This is a genomic window from Kluyvera sp. 1366, from assembly GCF_054823405.1.
Genome location: NZ_JBTRDW010000011.1, coordinates 11,022 through 33,694, shown reverse-complemented (window position 1 = coordinate 33,694; position 22,673 = coordinate 11,022). Strand labels below are relative to the sequence as shown.

The window sequence follows — 22,673 nt, the reverse complement described above, 5'->3', positions numbered from 1 at the left end:
CGCTTGTATAACGGCTGACTGGAATCATGTAAAAGGGAAAAGAATGCGTAACGTAGTGAAATATGTGGGTATTGGCCTGTTGGTTATCGGCCTGGCGGCATGTGACCAGAAGAAAGATGATGCGGCAGCGAACAGCAACGGTGCGAGCGCCAGCCAGTCGGCCCAGACGGTTAACCTGATGGACGGCAAACTGAGTTTCTCTCTACCGGCGGGCATGTCTGACAAGAGCGGCAAGCTCGGCTCTGAATCCACCAACATGCACGTCTATGCCGACGAAACCGGTCAGCGCGCGATTATCGTGATTGCCGGCGATCCCACCAACGAAGCGCTTGATGCGCTGGCACAGCGTCTGGAACAGCAGCAGCGCGGTCGCGACCCACAGCTGCAGGTGGTGTCTAACAAAGCGGTGACGCTGAAAGACCAGCCGGCACAGCAGCTGGATACGGTGATTTCTGCCAACAATCAGACCTCATGGTCTTCGGTGATTCTGGCGAAAGTGGATGGCAAACTGCTGACGCTGCAAATTACCTTGCCAGCAGATAATCAGCAGCAAGCACAGAGCGATGCAGATGGGATCGTCAAAAGCATCACGTTGAAATAATACCCTTCATCCTTCGAACGGCAGGTGCGTTGGCTGCATTCGTTCACCCCGGTCACTTACTAAAGTAAGCTCCCGGGGATTCGCTCATTTGCCGCCTTCCTGCCGTCCAAATGATTTTGGGTATCGATTTGGGTGTTCACGAAGGGTCGCCATTCATGGCGACTTGGTTCTGCAATCCTCGCCTTACAATCTCACTGGCGAAATGTGCCAGATCTCATCCGCATATTCCTGAATGGTGCGGTCCGACGAGAAATAACCCATATTGGCGATATTCAGCGCCGCGCTGCGCTGCCACTTATCCGGCTGGCGATACAGCTTGTCCACCTTGTCCTGCGTGTCCACATAGCTGCGGTAATCCGCCAGCAGCTGATAGTGATCGCCGAAGTTCACCAGCGCATCAAACAGATTGCGATAGCGCCCTGGCTCCTGCGGGCTGAACACCCCGCTGGCGATTTGCGTCAGCGCCTGATGCAGCTCAGGATCATCCTCATAATACTTACGCGGGTTGTAACCGTCGGTGCGCAGCTTCTCAACCTGCGGCGTAGTGTTGCCGAAGATAAAGATATTCTCCTTGCCGACATGCTCCAGCATCTCAACGTTGGCACCATCCAGCGTACCAATGGTTAACGCGCCGTTCAGCGCAAACTTCATGTTACTGGTGCCAGAGGCTTCGGTACCGGCAGTGGAGATCTGCTCGGAGAGATCCGCCGCCGGAATGATGATCTGCGCCAGGCTCACGCCATAGTTTGGAATGAACACCACCTTCAGCTTGTTCTTCACCTGCGGATCGTTGTTGATCACATTGGCGACATCGTTGATCAAGTGAATGATGTGTTTCGCCACGTAATAGGCCGACGCCGCTTTGCCGGCGAAGAGATTAACGCGCGGCACCCATTCTGCGCTGGGATCGGCCTTGATGCGGTTGTAGCGCGTGATAACGTGCAGCACGTTCAGCAGCTGACGTTTGTATTCGTGGATGCGCTTAATCTGCACATCAAACAGCGCATGCGGATCGAGCACGATATCCATGTTCTTCGCCACCCAATCCGCCAGGCGTTTTTTGTTGGCAAACTTGGCGTCGGCGATCTGCTGGATAAAGGCCGGATAATCGATCTGCGTGGTCAATTCGTTGAGCTGGCCAAGATCGGTGCGCCAGTTGCGGCCAATCGCCTCGTCCAGCACCTCGGAGAGCGCCGGATTCGCCAGCGCCAGCCAGCGACGTGGCGTCACGCCGTTGGTTTTATTGCAGAAACGGCCCGGGAACAGACGCGCGAAGTCAGCGAACAGTGATTGCACCATCAAGTTGGAGTGCAACTCTGACACGCCGTTAACTTTGTGGCTCACCACCACCGCCAGCCACGCCATGCGAATGCGGCGGCCGTCGTTCTCATCGATGATCGAGATGCGCGCTAACAGCTCCCAATCATCCGGGTAATATTCCTGAATGGTTTTCAGGAAGTAGTCGTTAATTTCAAAAATAATGCTGAGATGACGCGGCAGGATCTTGCCAATCATATCCACCGGCCAGGTTTCCAGCGCTTCCGTCATCAGCGTGTGGTTGGTGTAGGAGAACACCTGACAGGTCACTTCAAAGGCATCGTCCCAGCTGAATTTCTGCTCGTCGATCAGTATGCGCATCAGTTCCGGGATCGCCAGCACCGGATGCGTATCGTTGAGGTGGATGGCAATTTTGTCCGGCAAATTGTCCCAGGTTTCATGCATCTGCCAGTGACGATTGAGAATATCCTGCACCGTCGAGGAGACGAGGAAATACTCCTGACGCAGACGCAGCTCGCGCCCCGAATAGGTGGAGTCATCGGGATAGAGCACGCGCGACACGTTTTCCGAGTGGTTTTTATCTTCTACCGCGGCGAAGTAATCACCCTGGTTGAACTTACCGAGGTTGATTTCGTTACTGGCCTGCGCGCCCCACAAGCGCAGCGTGTTGGTGGCATCGGTATCAAAACCGGGAATGATTTGATCGTAAGCCATCGCCACGATCTCCTCGGTTTCCACCCAGCGCACCCGCGCGCCTTCATGTTGCAGACGGCCGCCGAAGCGCACTTTGTAGCGCGTGTTAAAGCGCTGGAATTCCCACGGATTGCCGTACTCCAGCCAGTAATCCGGCGATTCGCGCTGCTGGCCGTCAACGATATTCTGCTTAAACATGCCGTAGTCATAACGAATGCCGTAGCCGCGCCCCGGTAAACCGAGCGTGGCGAGCGAATCCAGGAAGCAGGCCGCCAAACGCCCTAAACCGCCATTACCGAGGCCGGGATCGTTCTCCTCTTCCATCAGTTCGCTGAGGTCGAGGCCCATCTCTTCCAGCGCCTGATTGAGATCCTCATAAATGCCCATCGCCAGCAACGCGTTGCCGAGCGTGCGCCCCATCAGGAACTCCATCGACAGGTAATAAACCTGCCGCACATCCTGCGAGAGCTGCGCGCGGCTGGAGCGCAGCCAGCGTTCCACCATGCGATCACGCACCGCCAGCAGCGCGGCGTTGAGCCACTCATGCTTATTCGCGATCGATGGATCTTTACCAATAGTAAACATCAGCTTATAGGCGATTGAGTGCTTCAGTGCATCAACCGTCAGCGTGGGTGAGGCATAGGTGAAAGGTGCATTCATATCAAGTATCCCAATCTCTCATTACAGCAAACGTTGATAAAGATCGCGGTAGGCTTGTGCTGCCACCTGCCAACTAAAATCCATCCCCATCGCCTGCCGCTGAACGTAACGCCAGAGTGCAGGACGAGACCACAGAACAAATGCGCGCCGAATCGCCCGCAGCAGCGACCAGGCATTACTGTCTTCAAAAGTGAAACCGCTGGCGACGCCATCCGCCAGATTCTCAAGCGAGCTGTCTTGCACCGTATCCGCCAGTCCGCCAGTGCGACGCACCAGCGGCAGCGTACCGTATTTCAAACCATACAGCTGGGTTAAGCCGCACGGCTCAAAACGGCTCGGCACCATAATCACATCCGCGCCGCCGACAATGCGGTGCGAGAAGGCTTCGTGATAACCAATCTGCACGCCAACGCGGCCCGGATGCTCCGCCGCCGCCGCAAGGAAACCTTGCTGCAGCTCCGCATCGCCCTGGCCGAGCAGCACCAACTGTCCGCCCTGCGCCAGTAAGCCCGGTAGCGCTTCCAGCACCAGATCCAGCCCTTTCTGTTTGGTCAGGCGGCTGATGACGCAGAACACCGGTGCTTTGTCATCCACCTTCAGGCCCATGGCAATTTGCAGCTGGCGCTTGTTCTCCGCTTTGCTCTCCAGCGTTTCGCTGTCGTAGCGCGCGGTGAGCAGCAGGTCGTGCGCCGGGTCCCAGATGCCGGGATCGACGCCGTTCAAAATCCCGCTCAGGCGCCCTTCACGCAGTCGCTGTTCGAGCAGTGATTCCATGCCGTAACCAAATTCCGGTCGGGTAATCTCCAGCGCGTAAGTCGGGCTGACCGCCGTAATGTGATCGGCAAAGAACAGCCCCGCCTTGAGGTAGGAAATTTGCCCGAAGAACTCCAGTCCATGCATGTCGAAGAACGCGCGCGGGATCTGGATCTCATCCAAATGACGCGCCGAAAACAGCCCTTGATACGCCAGATTATGCACGGTGAACACCGTTTTCGCCGGACGCCCGCGCGCCGCAATATAGGCGCAGGTTAAGCCAGCATGCCAGTCATGCGCATGCACGATATCTGGCTGCCAGTCGGTATCCAGCCCGCTGGCAATCTCGGCGCCCATCCAGCCCAGCAGCGCAAAACGCAGGTAGTTATCGACGTAAGCAAACTGCGACGTATCGTGATACGGGCTGCCGGGACGTTCATACAATCCCGGCGCATCGATTAAATAAATACCAACGCCGTTAAATTGTCCAAAAAGTAAGCGTACCGGTCCCGCAAAAGTTTGCAACTCCGCCAGGACCTCTGTATCAGGAATCCCTTTACGCAGATCCGGAAAGGCGGGAATCAACACCCGCGCATCCGTACCATCGGCTATTTGCGCCTGTGGTAATGCACCGACGACATCAGCCAGTCCGCCGGTTTTCAACAGCGGGAAAAGCTCTGAACAGACATGTAAAACCTGCATCCTGAACCCCTATTGTTATCGCACACGTTCCACGCGGCAATTTTCTCTATATTCTTTCGTCACTTACTGACCGCCTCCGGCCAATTTGGCCAGCATGGCGCGCGTCACCAGTACGATGCCCTCTTCAGAACGGTAAAAACGACGGCTGTCTTCGTCGGGGTTTTCGCCAATGACCATGCCTTCTGGCAGTTCGCAGGCGCGATCGATCACGCAGCGACGCAGACGACACGATCGGCCAACCACCACATCAGGCAGCAGCACTGCGGAATCAATATTGCAAAACGAGTTGATGCGAATACGCGGGAACAGCACCGAGTTCACCACCACCGAACCGGAGATGATGCAGCCGCCCGAGACCAGCGAATTCATTGTCATGCCGTGGCTACCGGATCGATCCTGAACAAATTTCGCCGGCGGCAGCGGCTCCATGTGGGTACGAATCGGCCAGCTGTGATCGTACATATCCAGCTCAGGCGTGACCGACGCTAAATCGAGATTGGCGCGCCAGTAAGCTTCCAGCGTTCCGACGTCGCGCCAGTACGGCTCAGCGTTTTCATCAACCTGCACGCAGGAGAGCGTGAAGGAGTGCGCATACGCCTCGCCGCTGGCGACAATTTTCGGCAGCAGATCTTTGCCAAAATCATGGCTGGAATCGGCTACATGCAGATCCTCTTCCAGCAGCTGGTAAAGGTAATCGGCGTTGAACACATAAATGCCCATGCTGGCCAGCGCGCGGGTATCGTCACCCGGCATTGACGGCGGCTTCGGCGGTTTTTCGACAAAATCGATCACGTTGTTTTCGGCATCCACCGCCATCACCCCAAACGCCGTGGCTTCAGCTAACGGCACCGGCAAGCAGGCGATGGTGCATTTGGCACCGCGATCGACGTGGTCGAGCAGCATGCGCGAGTAATCCATTTTGTAGATGTGATCCCCGGCGAGGATCACGATGTACTGCGCGTTATAGCGGCGAATAATGTCGAGGTTTTGCGTCACCGCATCGGCAGTCCCGCGATACCAATGTTCGGTAGCGGCACGCTGCTGCGCCGGCAGCAGATCGACAAACTCGTTCATCTCTTCGTTGAACAGCGACCAGCCACGCTGGATGTGCTGCACCAGCGTATGCGACTGATATTGGGTGATCACGCCGATGCGCCGAATGCCCGAGTTGATGCAGTTGGACAGCGCAAAGTCGATGATGCGGAACTTGCCACCGAAGTGCACGGCAGGTTTGGCGCGTTTCGCGGTGAGATCTTTCAGGCGCGTACCGCGCCCGCCAGCAAGGATCAGGGCGACCGTTTGTGTAGGGAGCTGGCGCGCCAGCATCAGATGATCTGTTCTATCTAATTTCACCATGTCTGACTCCTTATGATTGCTTTAGGAACACACACACACCGTGTGCGGGACCGTGCCAGACAGTTGTCAGGATGGGGTTATCTTCCCCGGCGAAAGGAGGAATGGCACGCCACTCTCCGTCTGGTAAGGCGATATCACTCACCGATTCCGTGGCGTTTATTGTTATTAACCAGCGGCCGGAGAGCAGGATCTGCATTCGGTGCGTCCCCTGTTCCCACTGCTCGGTTTCCAGTGGTGTGCCGCTGGCATTGCACCACTGCACGCTGCCATCGCCCTCCTGCCACCAGCGATCCTGCGTCAACGCGGGAATGCGCTGGCGCAGACGGATTAACGCAGCAGTGAAGTCGACCAGGCCAAAATCATCCTGTTGCCAGTTCAACCAGGTCAGCGGGTTGTCCTGACAATAGGCGTTGTTGTTGCCATGCTGGCTGTGACCGCGTTCGTCACCCGCCAGCAGCATCGGCGTGCCCTGCGCCAGCAGCAGCGTGGTCAGTAAGCCATGCACGCTGCGCCGCCGCCGTTCGACAATATCGAAATTGACCTGCAGTCCCTCTTTGCCGTGGTTATGGCTGAAGTTACTGCTGCTGCCGTCGCGATTGTCTTCGCCGTTAGCCTGATTGTGTTTGTTGTTAAAACTCACCACATCGCACAGCGTGAAGCCGTCGTGAGCGGTAATGAGATTGATGCTGGCGTGCGGCAGCCGCGCCTCACGCTGGAAAACGTCGCTGGATGCGGCAAAACGGCGGGCGAAATCGCCATTATTCAGTTGACCATGCAGCCAGTAACGGCGCGCCGCATCGCGAAAATGGTCGTTCCACTCGGCGAAGTCCGGCGGAAAGTTGCCGACCTGATAACCGCCGGGGCCGATGTCCCACGGCTCGGCAATCAGCTTCACCTGCGACAGCAGCGGACAGGCTTTGATGGCGGCAAACAGCGGCGCGTCCTGATGAAACTCCGGTGTGCGTCCCAACACGCTGGCGAGGTCAAAACGGAACCCATCAACATGGCAAACACGCACCCAGTAGCGCAGCGCTTCCAGCGCCCACGTCATCACCTGCGGATGACTGAGATTTAGCGTGTTGCCGCAGCCGGTCCAGTTTTGATAGTCGCCGTTGCCATCCAGCCAGTAATAGCTGGCGTTATCCACGCCGCGCAGGGAAATCGTTGGCCCGATCTCTTCCAGCTCGGCGGTGTGGTTGAACACCACATCCAGAATCACTTCGATGCCCGCGGCATGCAGTGCTTTAACCGCCTGCTGAAACTCCTGCAGCGGCGTTAAACCGTTTTCGCCCGAGGCGTAACGCGCATCCACCGCCCACAAGGCAAAGGGGTTGTAGCCCCAGTAATTACTCAATCCCAAACGACGCAGGCGCGGCTCGCTGGTGAATTGGGCAATCGGCAGCAGTTCCAGCGCGGTGATGCCGAGGTGGCGCAGGTACTTCACCATAGCAGGATGACCCAGCGCCGCATAAGTGCCACGCAACCTTTCCGGAATTTCCGGATGCTGCTGGGTTAAGCCGCGTACGTGCGCTTCATAGATCACCGTGTTGCCCCACGGCGTGCGCGGCGCGTGATCGTCCTCCCAGTCGAAATCTTCGGCAGTTACCAACGATTTCGGCGCGATGGCGGCGTTATCCAAACCATCCGGCTCGCGTTCGCCGCCGTTGAAACGCGCGTCGTCCGCCACTTCACCCGCCACCGCTTTGGCGCAGGGATCGACCAACAGCTTAGCCGGATTGAAGCGATGTCCCTGCTGCGGCGCCCACGGACCGTGGACGCGATAGCCGTAGCGCTGGCCGGGCTTCAGCGCGGGAAAATAGCCGTGCCAGATATCACCGCTGCGCGCGGGCAGCGCGAAACGGCGCTCAGCACCGTGCGCGTCGAACAGGCAGAGTTCGACGCGTTCGGCATGCTGGGAGAACAGCGTGAAATTAACGCCGTGCCCATCATAGTGCGCACCTAACGGTTCCGGCTGCCCCTGCTCCAGCATCAGTCGCTCTCCCGCACCAGCCAAAGCGTTGCCAGCGGCGGTAAGGTCAAACTCAGCGACTGCGGCCGACCGTGACTCTCCATCTCATCGGTGTGTACCACGCCGTGATTGCGCGTGTCGCTGCCGTGATAATCGTGCTGATCGGTGTTCATGATCTCGCGCCAGCCGCCACGCTGGTTGACGCCAAAGCGATAGTTGTGACGCGCCACTGGCGTAAAGTTGCTGGCTACGATGATTTCATTGCCGTCGCGATCGCGGCGCACAAATACAAACACGGAGTTTTCGTAGTCATCGACCACCAGCCACTCAAAACCTTGCCCATCAAAGTCGAGCTGATGCAGCGGCGCGTAATGGCGATAGGTGTGATTGAGATCGCGCACCAGACGATGTACGCCGTTGTGCCAGTTATCCTCACCTTCCAGCAGGTGCCAGTCGAGGCTGGTGTCGTGGTTCCATTCGCGACCCTGCGCAAATTCATTGCCCATAAATTGCAGCTTCTTACCGGGGAAACCCCACATCCAGCCGTAATAGGCGCGCAGGTTAGCGAACTTCTGCCAGGCATCGCCCGGCATGCGATCGAGAATCGAACGTTTGCCATGCACCACTTCGTCGTGCGACAGCGGCAGCACGAAGTTTTCGGTGTAGTTGTAGATCATGCCAAAGGTCATCAGCTGATGATGATAACGGCGATGCACCGGGTCGAGCTTCATATAGTCCAGCGTGTCGTGCATCCAGCCGAGGTTCCATTTGAACCAGAAGCCGAGGCCGCCATCTTCTGAAGGGCGCGTAACGCCGGGATAATCGGTGGACTCTTCCGCCACCGTGACGCTGCCCGGTGCGGCGCGACCCAAAACGCGGTTGGTGTGACGCAGGAACGAAATCGCTTCGAGGTTCTCGCGTCCACCAAACTGGTTCGGCACCCATTCGCCTTCGGCGCGGCTGTAGTCGCGGTAGATCATTGATGCCACCGCATCGACGCGCAGCCCATCAATGCCGAAACGCTCCATCCAGTACAAGGCGTTGCCGGAGAGATAATTGCTCACTTCACGGCGACCAAAGTTGTAGATAAGCGTGTTCCAGTCCTGATGAAAACCTTCGCGCGGATCGCTGTGTTCGTAGAGTTCGGTGCCATCGAACTTCGCCAGGCCAAAATCATCACTCGGGAAGTGGCCTGGCACCCAATCGAGCAGCACGTTAATGCCAGCATCATGCGCGGCGGCCACGAAGTGGCGGAACTCATCGCGCGTACCGAAACGGCGCGTCGGCGCATACATGCCGAGCGGCTGATAGCCCCAGCTGCCGTCGAAGGGGTGTTCGTTAATCGGCATCAGTTCGATGTGGGTGAAGCCCATCTCTTTAACGTAAGGAATCAGCTGTTCCGCCAGCTCTTTGTAGCTGAGCCAGAAGTTGTTATCGGTGTGACGTCGCCATGAACCGAGGTGCACTTCATAAATCGAAATCGGCTGGTCAAAAGCATTGGCGGCCTTACGCTGCGGCTGCATCTCGGTTTTCGGCGGCAGCCCGCAGATCATCGAGGCGGTTTGCGGACGCATCTGCGCTTCAAAGGCGAAGGGATCGGCTTTGATGCGCATCTGGCCGGAATTATCCACGATTTCAAATTTATACAGCTGACCGTTTACCGCGCCCGGCACAAACAGTTCCCAGACGCCAAGTTCACGGCGAAAACGCATGGGATGACGTCGGCCATCCCAGAAGTTGAACTCGCCTACCACCGATACGCGACGCGCGTTAGGTGCCCAAACGGCGAACCGCGTGCCGTGCACGCCATCAATGGTGGTGCCGTGCGCGCCGAGGGTTTCGTAGGGACGCAGATGCGTGCCTTCACCCAATAACCATGCATCCATCTCCTCCAGCAGCGGGCCGAAGCGATAGGCATCATCAATCAGGTTTTGCTGGCCGTGCCAGTTCACTGCCAGCTGATAACCAAAGCGGTTTTTACGACGCGGAATCACGCCACTGAAGAAACCGCGTGAGTCGAGGCAGGTAAGCTGAGCACATTTGCGTCCGGTGTTGGTTTCAATGACCCAAACATCGGAGGCATCGGGCAGCAGCGCACGCACTTCAAGGCCTGCAGCCGTTTGGTGCATGCCCAGTAGTGAAAAGGGATCGGCATAATTCCCGGCAAAAAGGGCATTGATCGCCTGGCGATCGGGAAGCTCTGACATGACTTTCTTCCTATGATTTTGCGCAGGCGACCAGAGTCGGCAGGATTATCGCCTCGGGTGCGCTGCTTTTCATTGAGCCATAGGTACACCGTGAGGACACAACCGTCCGTGGGAAAGATCTTCACCGTGTACAACAACCATTCAGTTCGAAAAAACAAAAACAGTTAACAACCGGCACATCTCTGTTAAATCATAGCTTGGGGATAGCAGAAGCCAGGGAGGATCGTGAAAAATACTTATCGGGCAAGCAAAAAAGGGAAGCGGATCACTTGTCAGGCGCAATTTGCATGAATTTTTGCAGCCTGGATAATAAAAAAAGGCCGGGAAACCCCGGCCTTTCTGATTTGCCGCTGCGCTTAGTCGATCAGCAGACGCAGCATGCGGCGCAGCGGTTCAGCCGCGCCCCACAGTAACTGATCGCCCACCGTGAAGGCAGAAAGGTATTCCGGTCCCATATTCAGTTTGCGCAGGCGGCCTACTGGCGTGGTCAGGGTGCCGGTGACGGCGGCTGGCGTCAGTTCGCGCATGGTGATGTCGCGGTCGTTTGGCACCACTTTCACCCATTCGTTATGCGAGGCCAGCAGCTGTTCGATTTCGCTCAGCGGCAGGTCTTTTTTCAGCTTCAGAGTGAATGCCTGGCTGTGGCAGCGCAGCGCACCAACGCGCACGCACAGGCCATCAACCGGAATCACACTGCTGGTACGCAGGATTTTGTTGGTCTCCGCCTGGCCTTTCCACTCTTCACGGCTCTGGCCGTTATCCAGCTGCTTGTCGATCCACGGAATCAGGCTGCCCGCCAGCGGTACGCCGAAATTGTCGGTTGGCAACGTGCCAGAACGGGTGAAATCGGTCACGCTGCGTTCGATATCCAGAATTGCCGAAGCCGGATCCTGGAGCGATTTCGCCACGTGGTCATGCAGCATGCCCATTTGCGTCAGCAGTTCACGCATATGACGCGCGCCGCCGCCTGATGCCGCCTGATAAGTCGCCACCGAGGCCCACTCAACCAGATCGTTAGCAAACAGACCGCCCAGCGACATCAGCATCAGGCTGACGGTGCAGTTACCGCCGACAAAGGTTTTGATGCCGTTATCGAGGCCCTGACGAATCACGTTATGGTTAACCGGATCGAGAATGATGATGGCGTCATCTTTCATGCGCAGCGTGGAAGCTGCATCAATCCAGTAACCCTGCCAGCCGCTTTCACGCAGCTTTGGATAGACTTCACTGGTGTAATCACCGCCCTGGCAGGTGATAATAATATCCAGCGCCTTCAGCGCCTCGATATCAAAAGCATCCTGCAGCGCACCGGTCGACTTACCGCCGAATGTGGGTGCCGCCTGACCAAGCTGTGACGTGGAGAAGAAGACCGGATTGATGACATCAAAATCGCGTTCTTCGCTCATGCGTGACATCAGCACTGAGCCGACCATGCCACGCCAACCAATAAAACCTACATTCTTCATTTTCTGTCCGTCTCGGGTGCTCTCGAAAGAGGCCGTGTGGTGCGAGGAAAAGACTGGCCGGATAATCGTGCCGGTCTGCGTAATAATCAGGTTTACCTATGACCGTCAACTCTACAAAATGCAGCACTTCTGGCAAGTGAATTAATTCGATTGCGCCAACTTTTTCAGCAGTACAACTAATAATGGCTAACCACACATGACTGAAATGATATCCGCGACCATATTGCTGTTGTTGATTATGGATCCGCTGGGCAACCTGCCGATTTTTATGTCGGTATTGAAGCATCTGGAACCCAAACGCCGCCGCGTGGTACTGATGCGCGAAATGCTGATTGCGCTTATTCTGATGCTGCTGTTTTTATTCGCCGGTGAACGCATCCTGGCGTTTCTCAATCTGCGCACCGAAACCGTGTCGATCTCCGGCGGCATCATTCTTTTCCTGATCGCCATCCGCATGATTTTCCCGTCAGAGGAGAGCAGCTCGAGTGGCTTGCCGGCCGGTGAAGAACCGTTTCTCGTGCCGCTGGCGATTCCGCTGGTGGCCGGACCGTCCCTGCTGGCGACGCTGATGCTGTTGTCGCATCAATATCCCAACCAAATGACGCACCTGGTCGGCGCTCTGCTGATCGCGTGGGGCGTGACGGTGGTGATTCTGCTGATGTCGGGGTTGTTTTTACGCCTGCTGGGCGACAAAGGCGTTAACGCGCTGGAGCGCCTTATGGGATTGATTTTGATTATGCTGGCGACGCAGATGTTCCTGGATGGGATTCGTACCTATCTGAAGCTGTAATACATTCAGAGCGCAGGCAGCGTAGCGGCGCAATTTATTGCGCCGCTACGCTATGTGCATGAATTGAATGTGATGCTTTTTTGAATATTACTTCTGCTTCTTATCGATCGGTTTACCCGACCAGTAACCGGCCAGCAGCGAACCTGACAGGTTGTGCCACACCGAGAACAGCGCGCCCGGCAAGGCCGCTAACGGCGAGAAGTAAAGTTTGCCCAGCGTCGCCGCCAGACCTGAGTTCTGCATACCCACTTCCAGCGCCAGCGTGCGGCAGGTCGATTCATCGAAGCCAAACAGCTTACCGCCCCAATAACCGCCCAACAGACCGATCGCGTTGTGCAGGATCACCGCCACAATCACCATCAAGCCGACAGAACCGATAAAGCCCTGGCTGCCAGCCACCACCGCGCTGATGATCAGCAGAATGCACACCATCGAAAACGCCGGCAGATAAGGCTCAACGCGGCGCACCACGCTATTCATGGAGTGATGGATAATCAGACCCAGGCTAATCGGAATCACCACGATTTTCACGATGCTGAGCAGCATGCCGACCACATCCACCTGAATGTGGGTATCAACGTAGAAGCGTGTCAGCAGCGGTGTGGCGAATACACCTACCAGCGCCGACACGGATGAGATGGTCACCGACAGCGCCACATCGCCCTTCGCCAGATAAATCATCACGTTTGAAGCGGTGCCGCTGGCCACGCTGCCGACCAGAATCATGCCTGCCGCCAGATCCGGTGGCATCTGGAACAGCTTCGCCAGGCCCCACGCGGCCAGCGGCATCACCAGATAATGCAGGAAAGTCCCGGCGATCACCGGCGCCGGACGCACCAGCACGCGTTTGAAATCATCAATGTTTAGCGTCACGCCCATGCCGAACATAATCAGCATCAGCAGGTAAGTCACCCACGGCCCAATGCCGAGAAAGGTGCCAGGAGAATAATACGCAGCGACCGAGAGCAGCACGGCCCAAAGCGGGAACAGGCGGGTAAGTTTGCCGAGCATAACCAGACTTCCTTAGGAATTTTTTTATATTGCCACAGATGAAATGTCGCGCAGGGAACGACCACAGCGACGGACGCGGGATCATAACATTTCATTATCTTGACGTAAGGCGGGAAGTCGCTTGCGTGGCAAAATGCGGATCGGCTGCTGCCGATCCGCGGAAATACGGCAAAGTTACTCTGCTTTTTCCAGTGCAAAGCGGTAGATCGCACCACCAATCGCGGCACCGATAATCGGTAACAACCAGAACATCCACAGCTGTTCCAATGCCCAGCCGCCCTGGAAGATCGCCACACCGCTACTGCGCGCCGGGTTGACTGAGGTATTGGTGACGGGAATGCTCACCAGGTGAATCAGCGTTAGCGCCAGGCCGATTGCAATGGGCGCGAAGCCAGCCGGAGCACGTTTATCGGTCGCGCCCATGATCACAATCAGAAATACGGCGGTCAGCACCAGCTCGGCGATCATGCCCGCCTGCAGGCTAAAGCCCCCCGGCGAATGTTCACCGTAACCGTTCGACGCGAAGCCGCTGGCCACGGCATCGAAACCGGCTTTACCGCTGGCGATCAAATACAGCACGCCGGCAGCCGCAACCGCACCCACCAGCTGCGCGATAATATAAGGCACAACCTGCGCCGCCGGGAAACGTCCGCCAACCGTCAGACCGATGGTCACCGCCGGGTTAAAATGGCCGCCCGAAATATGGCCGACGGCACATGCCATCACCAATACCGTCAGACCAAACGCCAGCGCAACACCGGCAAAACCAATACCCAATTCTGGAAACGCCGCGGCCAAAACCGCACTGCCACAACCGCCCAACACCAGCACGAAAGTGCCCAGCGTTTCAGCCACTAATCTTTTCATCTCTGTTCCCTCAAATAATTTAATGTTTTCGCGGCGGGATTATCGTTTTTGGCGATTGAAGCGCAACCGAAGAATAAGGGATTAGGGTGATTTTTAGGCGATAGCAGCGTATTTGAGACGGTTCTCGCGAGATATGACGGGGTTCATCAGAAATGTCTGGCGCGAAGCAGTGAATGTCGTTGGGCTTGAATTATTGTTTAAAAAATTTCACCAATAAAAAAAGCCGGACCCGGTCCGGCTTGATTCCGCATGCTAAAAACTGGCCTTAAGAACCAAAAAGATTCTTATGCAGCGCACGTACCACTTCCTCGGCATCTGGGGTCGGCACCAGGAAGCAAAGGTTATAACTGCTGGCACCGTAACAAATCATGCGCAGGTTGAACGGCTCGAGTGCGCCAAACACTTCTTTGCCGACGCCGCACGCTTTTGACAGGTTGTTGCCGATGATCGCCACCAGCGCCAGATTCTCTTCCACTTCCACACGGCACAGTGAAGAGAGTTCGGTCAACAGCGCCTGGGTCAGCAAGCTGTCGCCGGTGGTGGTTGAACCGGTGCTGTCCAGCGTCAGCGCCACGCTCACTTCGGAAGTGGTCACCAGATCAACGGAGATGCTGTGGCGCGCCAGAATGTTAAACACTTCGGCGAGGAAGCCATGTGCATGCAGCATGTTCAGGCTGTGCAGCGTTACCAGCGTCTGCTTACGACGCAGCGCCAGCGCACGGAACAGCGGTGGATTCTTGGTTTCGTTGCACACGCGCGTACCGCCCGCGGCCGGATCTTTGCTCGAACCGACAAACACCGGAATATCGCTACGCACGGCCGGCAGCAAAGTGGCCGGATGCAGCACTTTGGCACCAAAGATCGCCATCTCCGCTGCTTCTTCGAAGGTAATCTCTTCGATGCGTTTAGCGGTGGACACCACGCGTGGATCGGTGGTGTAGATACCGGCCACATCGGTCCAGATATCAATGCGCGCGGCCTGCAGCGCTTCGCCCAGCAGCGCAGCAGTATAGTCGCTGCCGCCACGACCAAGCGTGGTGGTGCGCCCTTTGATTTCGCTACCGATAAAGCCCTGCGTCACCACCAGCGCTTCCGCAATGCGCGGCTGCAGCTGCGTTGCGGCCAGCTCTTTCAGCGTCGCCACTTCGGGTTCTGCGCGACCAAAACGATCGCTGGTGCGCATCACTTTACGCACGTCAAACCATTCGCTGTTGACCTGACGCTCGCGCAGAATCTCCACGAACAGCAGCGTCGACATCAGCTCACCGTGGCTCACCAGCTCATCGGTTAGCGCATGTGAGGTCGCCAGCGAGGTGGCTTCAGACAGCATGGTGATGTTTTCCAGCATGCGATCAATCTCATCGCGGATCACATCCGGCGATTGCAGACGATCGATGATGGCATATTGAATACGGCGGATTTCATCCAGCAGGTAAGCGCGCTGCGCTTGTTCCTGGCCTTCAGCAAGGGCTACCAGCAGATTGGTCACGCCAGCGGAGGCAGAGAGCACCACTAAGCGGGTATTGGCGTCCGACAGCACAACATCTGCGCTGCGGTTCATAGCATCAAAATCGGCAACGCTGGTGCCGCCAAATTTAGCCACGATAAGATTTTGGGACATATTACGAACCCCGTGTCAGGTTATCTTTCTTCCGTTTTGGGGCGGAAGACATAGTAGCAGCCTAGGCACAAGAGAAGAGCAGAATTGGGCAGACAAGATCAGTAGTAGACAAGTCACCAAAAGCGCTTCACCTTGCGAACCGTCCGACTGTGGACGATTCTGGTGACAACCCAGAGGATTCAGCCCCTGCAGCCGACAGTGCAACACCCCGCGTGTTGCCCCACCTCGGCGTCACACCCCCTGATGTGTTCTCTGCGGATACGGATCCTCAAACACACTGCCTGGGCGACGCGCCTCTTCTGGCTTACACCCGGAGGTGTAAGTAGCGCGCATAAATTACTGATTATTTTCCCCCCTGTCCATCCCCGCACTTTGAGGATTTCTCACTTTTACACTTCGGTAAACGCATCGTTGAACAAACGCGCCCACCAACAGCGGCCTAAAGTAGTGTCCGAATCAGACAAAAGCGGCTTTTTTCTGATGCGGCACAGGGAATTCTGCTGGCGCAGCACCGACAATCGCTGCCGGATTTACCTGAAACAGTGCGGCCACGGTCACAAATTTTTTCCCTTAGCCAGTAACTGTGGTCATACTCATCCCCGTGCAAGAATGCTATGGATGCCGGGCCAGCAGGACGCCCCGGATGGAATGACGGTTCTTATATCAACTAGAGTGTTGCCATGAAAAATATCAATCCGACCCAAACCGCTGCCTGGAAAGCGCTGCAGCAGCATTTTGAGCAGATGAAATCGGTGCAAATCGCCGACCTGTTTGCGCAAGATGCCGATCGTTTTGCGAAATTCTCTGCCACTTTCGATGACCAGATGCTGGTGGATTTCTCAAAAAACCGCATCACCGAGGAAACCCTCGAAAAATTACAGGCGCTGGCTAAAGAGACCGATCTGGCAGGCGCCATCAAATCGATGTTCTCTGGCGAGAAGATCAACCGCACCGAAGAGCGTGCAGTTCTGCACGTTGCGCTGCGTAACCGCAGCAACACGCCCATTGTGGTGGACGGCAAAGATGTGATGCCGGAAGTCAACGCGGTGCTGGCGAAGATGAAAGGCTTCTCCGAGCGCATCATCAGCGGCGACTGGAAAGGCTATACCGGCAAAGCCATCACCGACGTGGTGAATATCGGGATTGGCGGTTCAGACCTCGGCCCGTTCATGGTGACCGAAGCGCTGCGTCCGTACAAAAACCACCTGAACATGCACTTTGTTTCTAACGTCGATGGCACCCATATCGCCGAAACGCTGAAAGATCTCAGCCCGGAAACCACGCTGTTCCTCGTGGCATCTAAAACTTTCACCACGCAAGAAACCATGACCAACGCCCACAGCGCGCGTGACTGGTTCCTGAAAACTGCGGGCGATCAGCAGCACGTGGCGAAGCACTTCGCTGCGCTGTCGACCAACGGTAAAGCGGTGGGTGAGTTCGGTATTGATACCGACAACATGTTTGAGTTCTGGGATTGGGTTGGCGGCCGCTATTCACTGTGGTCAGCTATCGGCTTGTCGATCATTCTCTCCATCGGCTTCGAGAACTTCGAGCAGCTGTTGAGCGGCGCGCACGCCATGGATAAGCACTTCGCCAACACGCCTGCCGAGCAGAACCTGCCGGTCCTGCTGGCGCTGATCGGTATCTGGTACAACAACTTCTTTGGTGCCGAAACCGAAGCGATTCTGCCGTACGATCAGTACATGCATCGCTTTGCTGCTTACTTCCAGCAGGGCAACATGGAATCCAACGGTAAATACGTTGACCGTGAAGGTAATCCAGTGGATTACCAGACCGGCCCAATCATCTGGGGCGAGCCTGGCACCAACGGCCAGCATGCGTTCTATCAGCTGATTCATCAGGGCACCAAACTGATTCCGTGCGACTTTATCGCACCAGCACTGAGCCACAACGTGCTGACCGATCACCATCCAAAGCTGCTGTCGAACTTCTTCGCGCAGACCGAAGCGCTGGCGTTTGGTAAGTCACGCGATGTGGTGGAGAAAGAGTTTACCGATGCGGGTAAATCTGCCGAATCTGTCGCGCACATCGTGCCGTTCAAAGTGTTCGAAGGTAACCGCCCAACCAACTCCATCCTGCTGCGTGAAATTACCCCGTTTAGCCTGGGTGCACTGATTGCGCTGTATGAGCACAAGATCTTCACTCAGGGCGCGATTCTCAACATCTTCACCTTTGACCAATGGGGTGTTGAGTTGGGTAAACAGCTGGCAAACCGTATTCTGCCAGAACTGGAAAATGACGCTGAAATTAGCAGCCACGATAGCTCCACTAATGGCTTAATTAATCGCTACAAATCCTGGCGTTAATTTTCCGGCTAATTTACATAAGGCGGCGTAATTGCCGCCTTTTTTTTGTCAACCAAGCCATCTCACACGCAATATTATTAATTACTGCCTTAAACAGGGTTAGAAAATTCTTAAAGTGGCGTAAGGAAATTCGTAATTCATTTCAATTTACCGCACCTTACCTGGCTTAAAAATGGACCTAATTTAACCCGACAAATAGTTTATCCATCTGATAGATCTATGATTTTAATTTAAGCCTTGTAAGTAAATTCCGATTATTCCCATTCCGTACCAATAATTAGTGCAAAAGTGAAAAACTCTGCCGTGAAATGCGCAGGCATTCACTTATCCTATTAGCCTGAAAAAAGGCGTTAAAAAAAAGCAGCTAACGCCAATTCGCCGTATTTATCACCAGAAAAAACCCGACTTCCTGCCCTCTTTTACTCATGCTGAACTCTGGTAATTTGTTGCCCTATACTGAACGCGCCCGAAATCTGGGTAAATCCTACATTCATTGATTCATATAAATGCAGGAAACGTTGTTATGAAAAAACTGATGGTTGCCGGTGCAGCCTTACTTTACGTTGCCGTTTCTTCCGCTGCGATTGCCGCGCCGGAAGAAGCTGGTGCTGCAGCAGGCGCGCAGGCGGGAGCAATCTCTTCCGGCGCGTCTACCGCTGTGGGTATCGGCGCGCTCGGTGCGTTAGTGGGTCTCGGCATTGCTGCTTCTGGCGGCGGTGACGGTGCAAATACCGGTACAACAACAACCACCACAACGAGCACCACTCGTTGATGTAGCACCTTTAAGCATAACCACACACCCGTGTGGTTATTTTTTGCTTGGCTTATTTAGACAGGGATACACCGTGCGCCGACTCTCTTTGCTACTTCTTTGCCTGTTGTTGCAGGCCTGCACACAAACACAAAAAGGTCTCGAACAAACCGTGATGCTGGCCGTGAATGGCCCGGATGATGTCACGGTCACCAACGAGCAGGTTGCTAACCTGCCCTACGCCAGCCTCTATGCCCGCATCAATGAAGGACCGCGCATCTTCGTGGTGCTCGGTTACAACGAAAACGGCCAACAGAAGTGGATCACCCAGGATAAAGCGATGCTGGTGATGCAGCATGGCCGTCTGATCAAAACCCTGGGTTTACCGAGCAACCTCGCTGACGTAAGTAACCTGGCGCAGGATCCGCTCGCCGATGCGCTGCATCTGCAAAACGGTGCCAGCTGGACGCGCGTGGTGCAGTGGCGCGAGCAAGATAAAGTGCGTGCCGCCACAGCGGTTTCCCGCTTCGAGCGAGGTGACGATACGGTGCTGGACATCGCCGGTGAACGCGTACCGTGCCGCGTCTGGCATGAAACCGTGCGCATGGAGAACGTAGGCGCGGAGTGGCAGAACACCTTCTGGATCGATAACCGTGATGGCACGGTATTGCAGGCCAACCAGATGCTGGCCGCCGATGCCTTCCCCGTTGAAACCACCATTCTGAAGCCGGCGAAATCATGAAAAAAATAACTCCAATGCTGGCAGCATTGACGCTGCTCACGGCTGGCCACGCACTGGCGGCGGCGCAAGTCACCGTGCACGAACTGCCGGGAAAAAACACACTGCAAATTAACGATGCGCAGAATCTTAGTCAGTTGCTCACCCATCCTGAACTGCGCAGTTGGTGGCCGGGCACGGTGATTGCCGAACGCGGCGCAACGGCGGTAGCACAGCAGCAACAGAAGCAGCTGCTGGCCGATCTGCGCGCCTGGCAAGCAGACAGCGGCGAGTCGTTGGCCGCAACCATCGGCTCGGTTATCCACCAGCTTGGCGCGCTGCAGGTAACGGGCCGCCAGTTCACCTCGCTCGATCCCGATGACGTGCGTCTGCGTCCACAGGATAACCGCACGCTGCAAGGCAGCTATGACCTCTATATGCTGGCGCAGCCGACGCAGGTACTGGTGCTGGGGGCGTTGAGCAATCCGGGTAAAGCGCGCTGGCAGCCGGGCCGCGAAGTGCGTGATTACCTCGAAGGCCACGATCGTCTGTCCGGCGCGGAACGCAGCTATGCCACGGTGATTGCGCCGTCCGGCAGCACCCAGCAAGTTCCGGTCGCCTACTGGAATCATCGCCATATCGAAGTGGAACCCGGCAGCATTATCTGGCTCGGTTTCACCTCATGGAGCTTGCCATGGGGCCACAGCGATTTGAATGAGCGCATGCTTTCCGTTCTGACTCACCGGATACCAGACTGATGAAAAAACAATTACTTCTCAGCCTGTTGGCTGCTTCTGTTTCCGCCGCTTGCCAGGTGCATGCGGAAACCTGGCCTGAACCGGTCGGTCCTTCTCAATCGGATTTTGGTGGCGTTGGCCTGATGCAGACGCCCACCGCGCGTATGGCGAAAGAGGGCGAATTTAGCGTCAACTTCCGCGATAACGATCAATATCGCTACTATTCTGCCTCGCTGCAGCTGTTCCCGTGGCTGGAAACCACCGTACGCTATACCGATGTGCGTACCCGCCGTTACAGCGCAGTAGAAGGTTTCAGCGGCAACCAAAGCTATAAAGATAAAGCCTTCGATGTGAAGCTGCGCCTATGGCAAGAGAGCTACTGGCTGCCAGAAGTGGCGGTTGGCTCACGCGATTTAGGCGGTACCGGGCTGTTCGACAGCGAATATCTGGTGGCGAGCAAAGCGTGGGGCCCGTTCGATTTCACCTTGGGTCTGGGCTGGGGTTATCTCGGCAACAGCGGCACCATTAAGAACCCGTTCTGCTCCTACAGCGACAGCTTCTGTAGCCGCACCGGCGGTGGCGAAGCGGGTTCAATTAATGGCTCGCAGATGTTCCACGGTCCGGCGGCGCTGTTTGGCGGCGTAGAGTATCAAACACCGTGGCAGCCGCTGCGCCTCAAGCTGGAGTACGAAGGCAACGATTATCAGGATGATTTCGCCGGTCGTTTGGATCAGCGCAGTAAGGTCAACGTCGGCGCGATTTATCGCCTCACCGACTGGGCGGACATCAACGCCAGCTACGAGCGCGGCAACACCTTTATGTTCGGCTTTACCCTGCGCACCAATTTCAACGATCTGCATCAGTCGCATCTCGATAGCGAGAAGCCGGCCTACAACCCGCAGCCGCAGGGCGATCTGTTGCAGCCAACGGTGGTGGCAAACCAGCTGACCGATCTGAAGTACAACGCAGGACTGAATGGCCCGCATATTCAAACCAAAGGCAGCACGTTGTATGTGTCCGGCGAGCAGACCAAATATCGCGATACGCGCGAAGGGGTCGATCGCGCCAATCGCATTATCATGAACAACCTGCCGGCCGGCATCGATACCATCGACGTCACCGAGTCGCGCTTCAATATGCCGCAGGTGAGCACGCGCACCAACGTTGCCAGCCTGCATAACGAACTCGTGGGTTATCCGCTGGGGCATGAACAGCCGCTGCAGCAGACGCGTGAAAATCCGGTCGATCCCGGTACCACCGAGCAAGGTTTCTTTATCCGCAAAGATCGTCTGAACTACAGCCTGTCGCCGGTGCTGAATCAGTCCGTCGGCGGACCGGAAAGCTTCTACATGTATCAGGTTGGCGTGATGGCCAACGCCGATTACTGGCTTACCGATCACCTGTTGGTCGGCGGCAGCCTGTTTGGCAACCTCGCCAATAACTACGATAAGTTCAACTACAACGGCGCACCGGCGGATTCCACGCTGCCGCGCGTGCGTACGCATATTCGTGATTACGTTGAGAACAACGTTTACGTTAACGATCTGCAAGCCAACTACATGCAGGCGCTCGGCAACGGTTTCTACGGCCAGGTTTACGGCGGTTATCTGGAAACCATGTACGGCGGCGTCGGCGGCGAAGTGCTGTATCGTCCGATAGATAGCAACTGGGCCTTCGGGGTTGATGCCAACTACGTGAAGCAGCGTGATTGGGACAACATGATGCAGTTCACCGATTACAAAGCGCCAACCGGACATTTCACCGCGTACTGGCGTCCGTGGTTTATGCAGGACGTATTGGTGAAAGCCAGCGTCGGTGAATATCTGGCGAAGGATAAAGGCGTTACCGTTGATGTGTCGAAGCGGTTTGATAGCGGCGTGATGGTGGGCTTCTACGCCACCAAAACCAACGTGTCGGCGGAAGCCTATGGCGAAGGCGACTTCACCAAAGGCTTCTACATTTCGGTGCCGATGGATCTGTTTACCGTGACGCCAACGCGAGGCCGCGCGCAGGTGAACTGGGTGCCGTTGACGCGAGATGGTGGGCAGATGCTGGGTCGTAAATATCAGCTGTATGACCTGACGTCAGATCGTGATGCGCGATTTAATTAACATCAGCGCGGGTGGTGTGAAACCCGCGCGATAAATCGCGCCGCTACGGAGAGGT

At 56.1% G+C, this 22,673-nt stretch carries 16 protein-coding genes and 1 riboswitch; of the genes, 7 read left to right on the top strand and 9 right to left on the bottom strand.

What is annotated here, in order from left to right:
• Positions 1-43: 43 nt before the first annotated feature.
• On the top strand, positions 44-601 hold the full coding sequence (locus tag ACVLVH_RS21185; RefSeq protein WP_061718408.1) for a DcrB family lipoprotein: 558 nt from the start codon (positions 44-46) through the stop codon (positions 599-601).
• Positions 602-784: 183 nt separating this feature from the next.
• Here the strand turns inward: ACVLVH_RS21185 and glgP are convergent, their stop codons facing one another.
• From glgP to asd, 6 genes are all read right to left on the bottom strand, one after another.
• Positions 785-3,232 (bottom strand): glycogen phosphorylase, encoded by a 2,448-nt coding sequence (gene glgP / locus ACVLVH_RS21180; RefSeq protein ID WP_101763107.1) that lies wholly within the window; start codon positions 3,230-3,232, stop codon positions 785-787.
• 21 nt (positions 3,233-3,253) lie between these two features.
• Entirely contained in the window at positions 3,254-4,687 is a 1,434-nt protein-coding gene (gene glgA / locus ACVLVH_RS21175) for a glycogen synthase GlgA (protein ID WP_101763108.1), read from the bottom strand.
• A 63-nt stretch (positions 4,688-4,750) separates the two neighbouring features.
• Positions 4,751-6,043 carry a glucose-1-phosphate adenylyltransferase gene (gene glgC / locus ACVLVH_RS21170; RefSeq protein ID WP_101763109.1) on the bottom strand — a complete coding sequence of 431 codons (1,293 nt, stop codon included), beginning with the start codon at positions 6,041-6,043 and terminating at the stop codon, positions 4,751-4,753.
• 10 nt (positions 6,044-6,053) lie between these two features.
• A complete protein-coding gene (glgX, locus tag ACVLVH_RS21165) occupies positions 6,054-8,033 on the bottom strand; it encodes a glycogen debranching protein GlgX (protein WP_498950017.1) in 1,980 nt (659 codons plus the stop codon).
• Complete coding sequence (glgB, locus tag ACVLVH_RS21160; protein WP_101763111.1) at positions 8,033-10,219, bottom strand: 1,4-alpha-glucan branching enzyme; 2,187 nt, start codon at positions 10,217-10,219, stop codon at positions 8,033-8,035. The genes glgX and glgB overlap by 1 nt, the downstream gene beginning before the upstream one ends.
• Positions 10,220-10,575: 356 nt before the next feature.
• Positions 10,576-11,685 carry an aspartate-semialdehyde dehydrogenase gene (gene asd / locus ACVLVH_RS21155; protein ID WP_101763112.1) on the bottom strand — a complete coding sequence of 370 codons (1,110 nt, stop codon included), beginning with the start codon at positions 11,683-11,685 and terminating at the stop codon, positions 10,576-10,578.
• A 196-nt stretch (positions 11,686-11,881) separates the two neighbouring features.
• Between asd and ACVLVH_RS21150 the strand changes: the two genes are divergently transcribed.
• Positions 11,882-12,475, top strand: coding sequence for a YhgN family NAAT transporter (locus ACVLVH_RS21150; RefSeq protein ID WP_008109858.1), 594 nt, complete (start codon positions 11,882-11,884; stop codon positions 12,473-12,475).
• Positions 12,476-12,562: 87 nt separating this feature from the next.
• Here ACVLVH_RS21150 and panS read toward each other — a convergent pair whose 3' ends face one another.
• The 3 genes from panS to lysC all read right to left on the bottom strand — a co-directional run bounded on the left by panS (position 12,563) and on the right by lysC (position 15,974).
• Complete coding sequence (gene panS, locus ACVLVH_RS21145) at positions 12,563-13,486, bottom strand: ketopantoate/pantoate/pantothenate transporter PanS (protein ID WP_101763113.1); 924 nt, start codon at positions 13,484-13,486, stop codon at positions 12,563-12,565.
• A gap of 174 nt (positions 13,487-13,660) precedes the next feature.
• A complete protein-coding gene (gene aqpZ / locus ACVLVH_RS21140; RefSeq protein WP_222211760.1) occupies positions 13,661-14,353 on the bottom strand; it encodes an aquaporin Z in 693 nt (230 codons plus the stop codon).
• 265 nt (positions 14,354-14,618) lie between these two features.
• Positions 14,619-15,974 carry a lysine-sensitive aspartokinase 3 gene (lysC, locus tag ACVLVH_RS21135; protein ID WP_110868121.1) on the bottom strand — a complete coding sequence of 452 codons (1,356 nt, stop codon included), beginning with the start codon at positions 15,972-15,974 and terminating at the stop codon, positions 14,619-14,621.
• Positions 15,975-16,086: 112 nt separating this feature from the next.
• Positions 16,087-16,281, bottom strand: a riboswitch (Lysine riboswitch).
• Between the two features lie 373 nt (positions 16,282-16,654).
• Here lysC and pgi point away from each other — a divergent pair.
• From pgi to ACVLVH_RS21110, 5 genes are all read left to right on the top strand, one after another.
• Positions 16,655-18,301: a glucose-6-phosphate isomerase gene (gene pgi / locus ACVLVH_RS21130; protein WP_137384941.1), complete on the top strand. Its 1,647-nt coding sequence runs from the start codon at positions 16,655-16,657 to the stop codon at positions 18,299-18,301.
• 523 nt (positions 18,302-18,824) lie between these two features.
• Positions 18,825-19,073, top strand: a complete 249-nt coding sequence (gene yjbE, locus ACVLVH_RS21125) for an exopolysaccharide production protein YjbE (RefSeq protein ID WP_101763117.1) — start codon at positions 18,825-18,827, stop codon at positions 19,071-19,073.
• 73 nt (positions 19,074-19,146) lie between these two features.
• Positions 19,147-19,794, top strand: a complete 648-nt coding sequence (locus ACVLVH_RS21120) for a YjbF family lipoprotein (protein WP_110868119.1) — start codon at positions 19,147-19,149, stop codon at positions 19,792-19,794.
• Complete coding sequence (locus ACVLVH_RS21115) at positions 19,791-20,528, top strand: capsule biosynthesis GfcC family protein (RefSeq protein WP_498950016.1); 738 nt, start codon at positions 19,791-19,793, stop codon at positions 20,526-20,528. The genes ACVLVH_RS21120 and ACVLVH_RS21115 overlap by 4 nt, the downstream gene beginning before the upstream one ends.
• Positions 20,528-22,618: a YjbH domain-containing protein gene (locus ACVLVH_RS21110; RefSeq protein WP_498950015.1), complete on the top strand. Its 2,091-nt coding sequence runs from the start codon at positions 20,528-20,530 to the stop codon at positions 22,616-22,618. The genes ACVLVH_RS21115 and ACVLVH_RS21110 overlap by 1 nt, the downstream gene beginning before the upstream one ends.
• Positions 22,619-22,673 lie beyond the last annotated feature (55 nt).

Excerpts from the sequence above, each read along its gene's own strand:
- ACVLVH_RS21150 (WP_008109858.1), top strand. The coding sequence starts at position 11,882 with ATGACTGAAATGATATCCGCGACCATATTGCTGTTGTTGATTATGGAT.
- glgX (WP_498950017.1), bottom strand. The coding sequence starts at position 8,033 with ATGCTGGAGCAGGGGCAGCCGGAACCGTTAGGTGCGCACTATGATGGG.
- lysC (WP_110868121.1), bottom strand. The coding sequence starts at position 15,974 with ATGTCCCAAAATCTTATCGTGGCTAAATTTGGCGGCACCAGCGTTGCC.
- glgB (WP_101763111.1), bottom strand. The coding sequence starts at position 10,219 with ATGTCAGAGCTTCCCGATCGCCAGGCGATCAATGCCCTTTTTGCCGGG.
- ACVLVH_RS21185 (WP_061718408.1), top strand. The coding sequence starts at position 44 with ATGCGTAACGTAGTGAAATATGTGGGTATTGGCCTGTTGGTTATCGGC.
- pgi (WP_137384941.1), top strand. The coding sequence starts at position 16,655 with ATGAAAAATATCAATCCGACCCAAACCGCTGCCTGGAAAGCGCTGCAG.
- glgP (WP_101763107.1), bottom strand. The coding sequence starts at position 3,232 with ATGAATGCACCTTTCACCTATGCCTCACCCACGCTGACGGTTGATGCA.
- glgA (WP_101763108.1), bottom strand. The coding sequence starts at position 4,687 with ATGCAGGTTTTACATGTCTGTTCAGAGCTTTTCCCGCTGTTGAAAACC.
- glgC (WP_101763109.1), bottom strand. The coding sequence starts at position 6,043 with ATGGTGAAATTAGATAGAACAGATCATCTGATGCTGGCGCGCCAGCTC.
- asd (WP_101763112.1), bottom strand. The coding sequence starts at position 11,685 with ATGAAGAATGTAGGTTTTATTGGTTGGCGTGGCATGGTCGGCTCAGTG.
- yjbE (WP_101763117.1), top strand. The coding sequence starts at position 18,825 with ATGAAAAAACTGATGGTTGCCGGTGCAGCCTTACTTTACGTTGCCGTT.
- ACVLVH_RS21110 (WP_498950015.1), top strand. The coding sequence starts at position 20,528 with ATGAAAAAACAATTACTTCTCAGCCTGTTGGCTGCTTCTGTTTCCGCC.
- ACVLVH_RS21115 (WP_498950016.1), top strand. The coding sequence starts at position 19,791 with ATGAAAAAAATAACTCCAATGCTGGCAGCATTGACGCTGCTCACGGCT.
- aqpZ (WP_222211760.1), bottom strand. The coding sequence starts at position 14,353 with ATGAAAAGATTAGTGGCTGAAACGCTGGGCACTTTCGTGCTGGTGTTG.
- panS (WP_101763113.1), bottom strand. The coding sequence starts at position 13,486 with ATGCTCGGCAAACTTACCCGCCTGTTCCCGCTTTGGGCCGTGCTGCTC.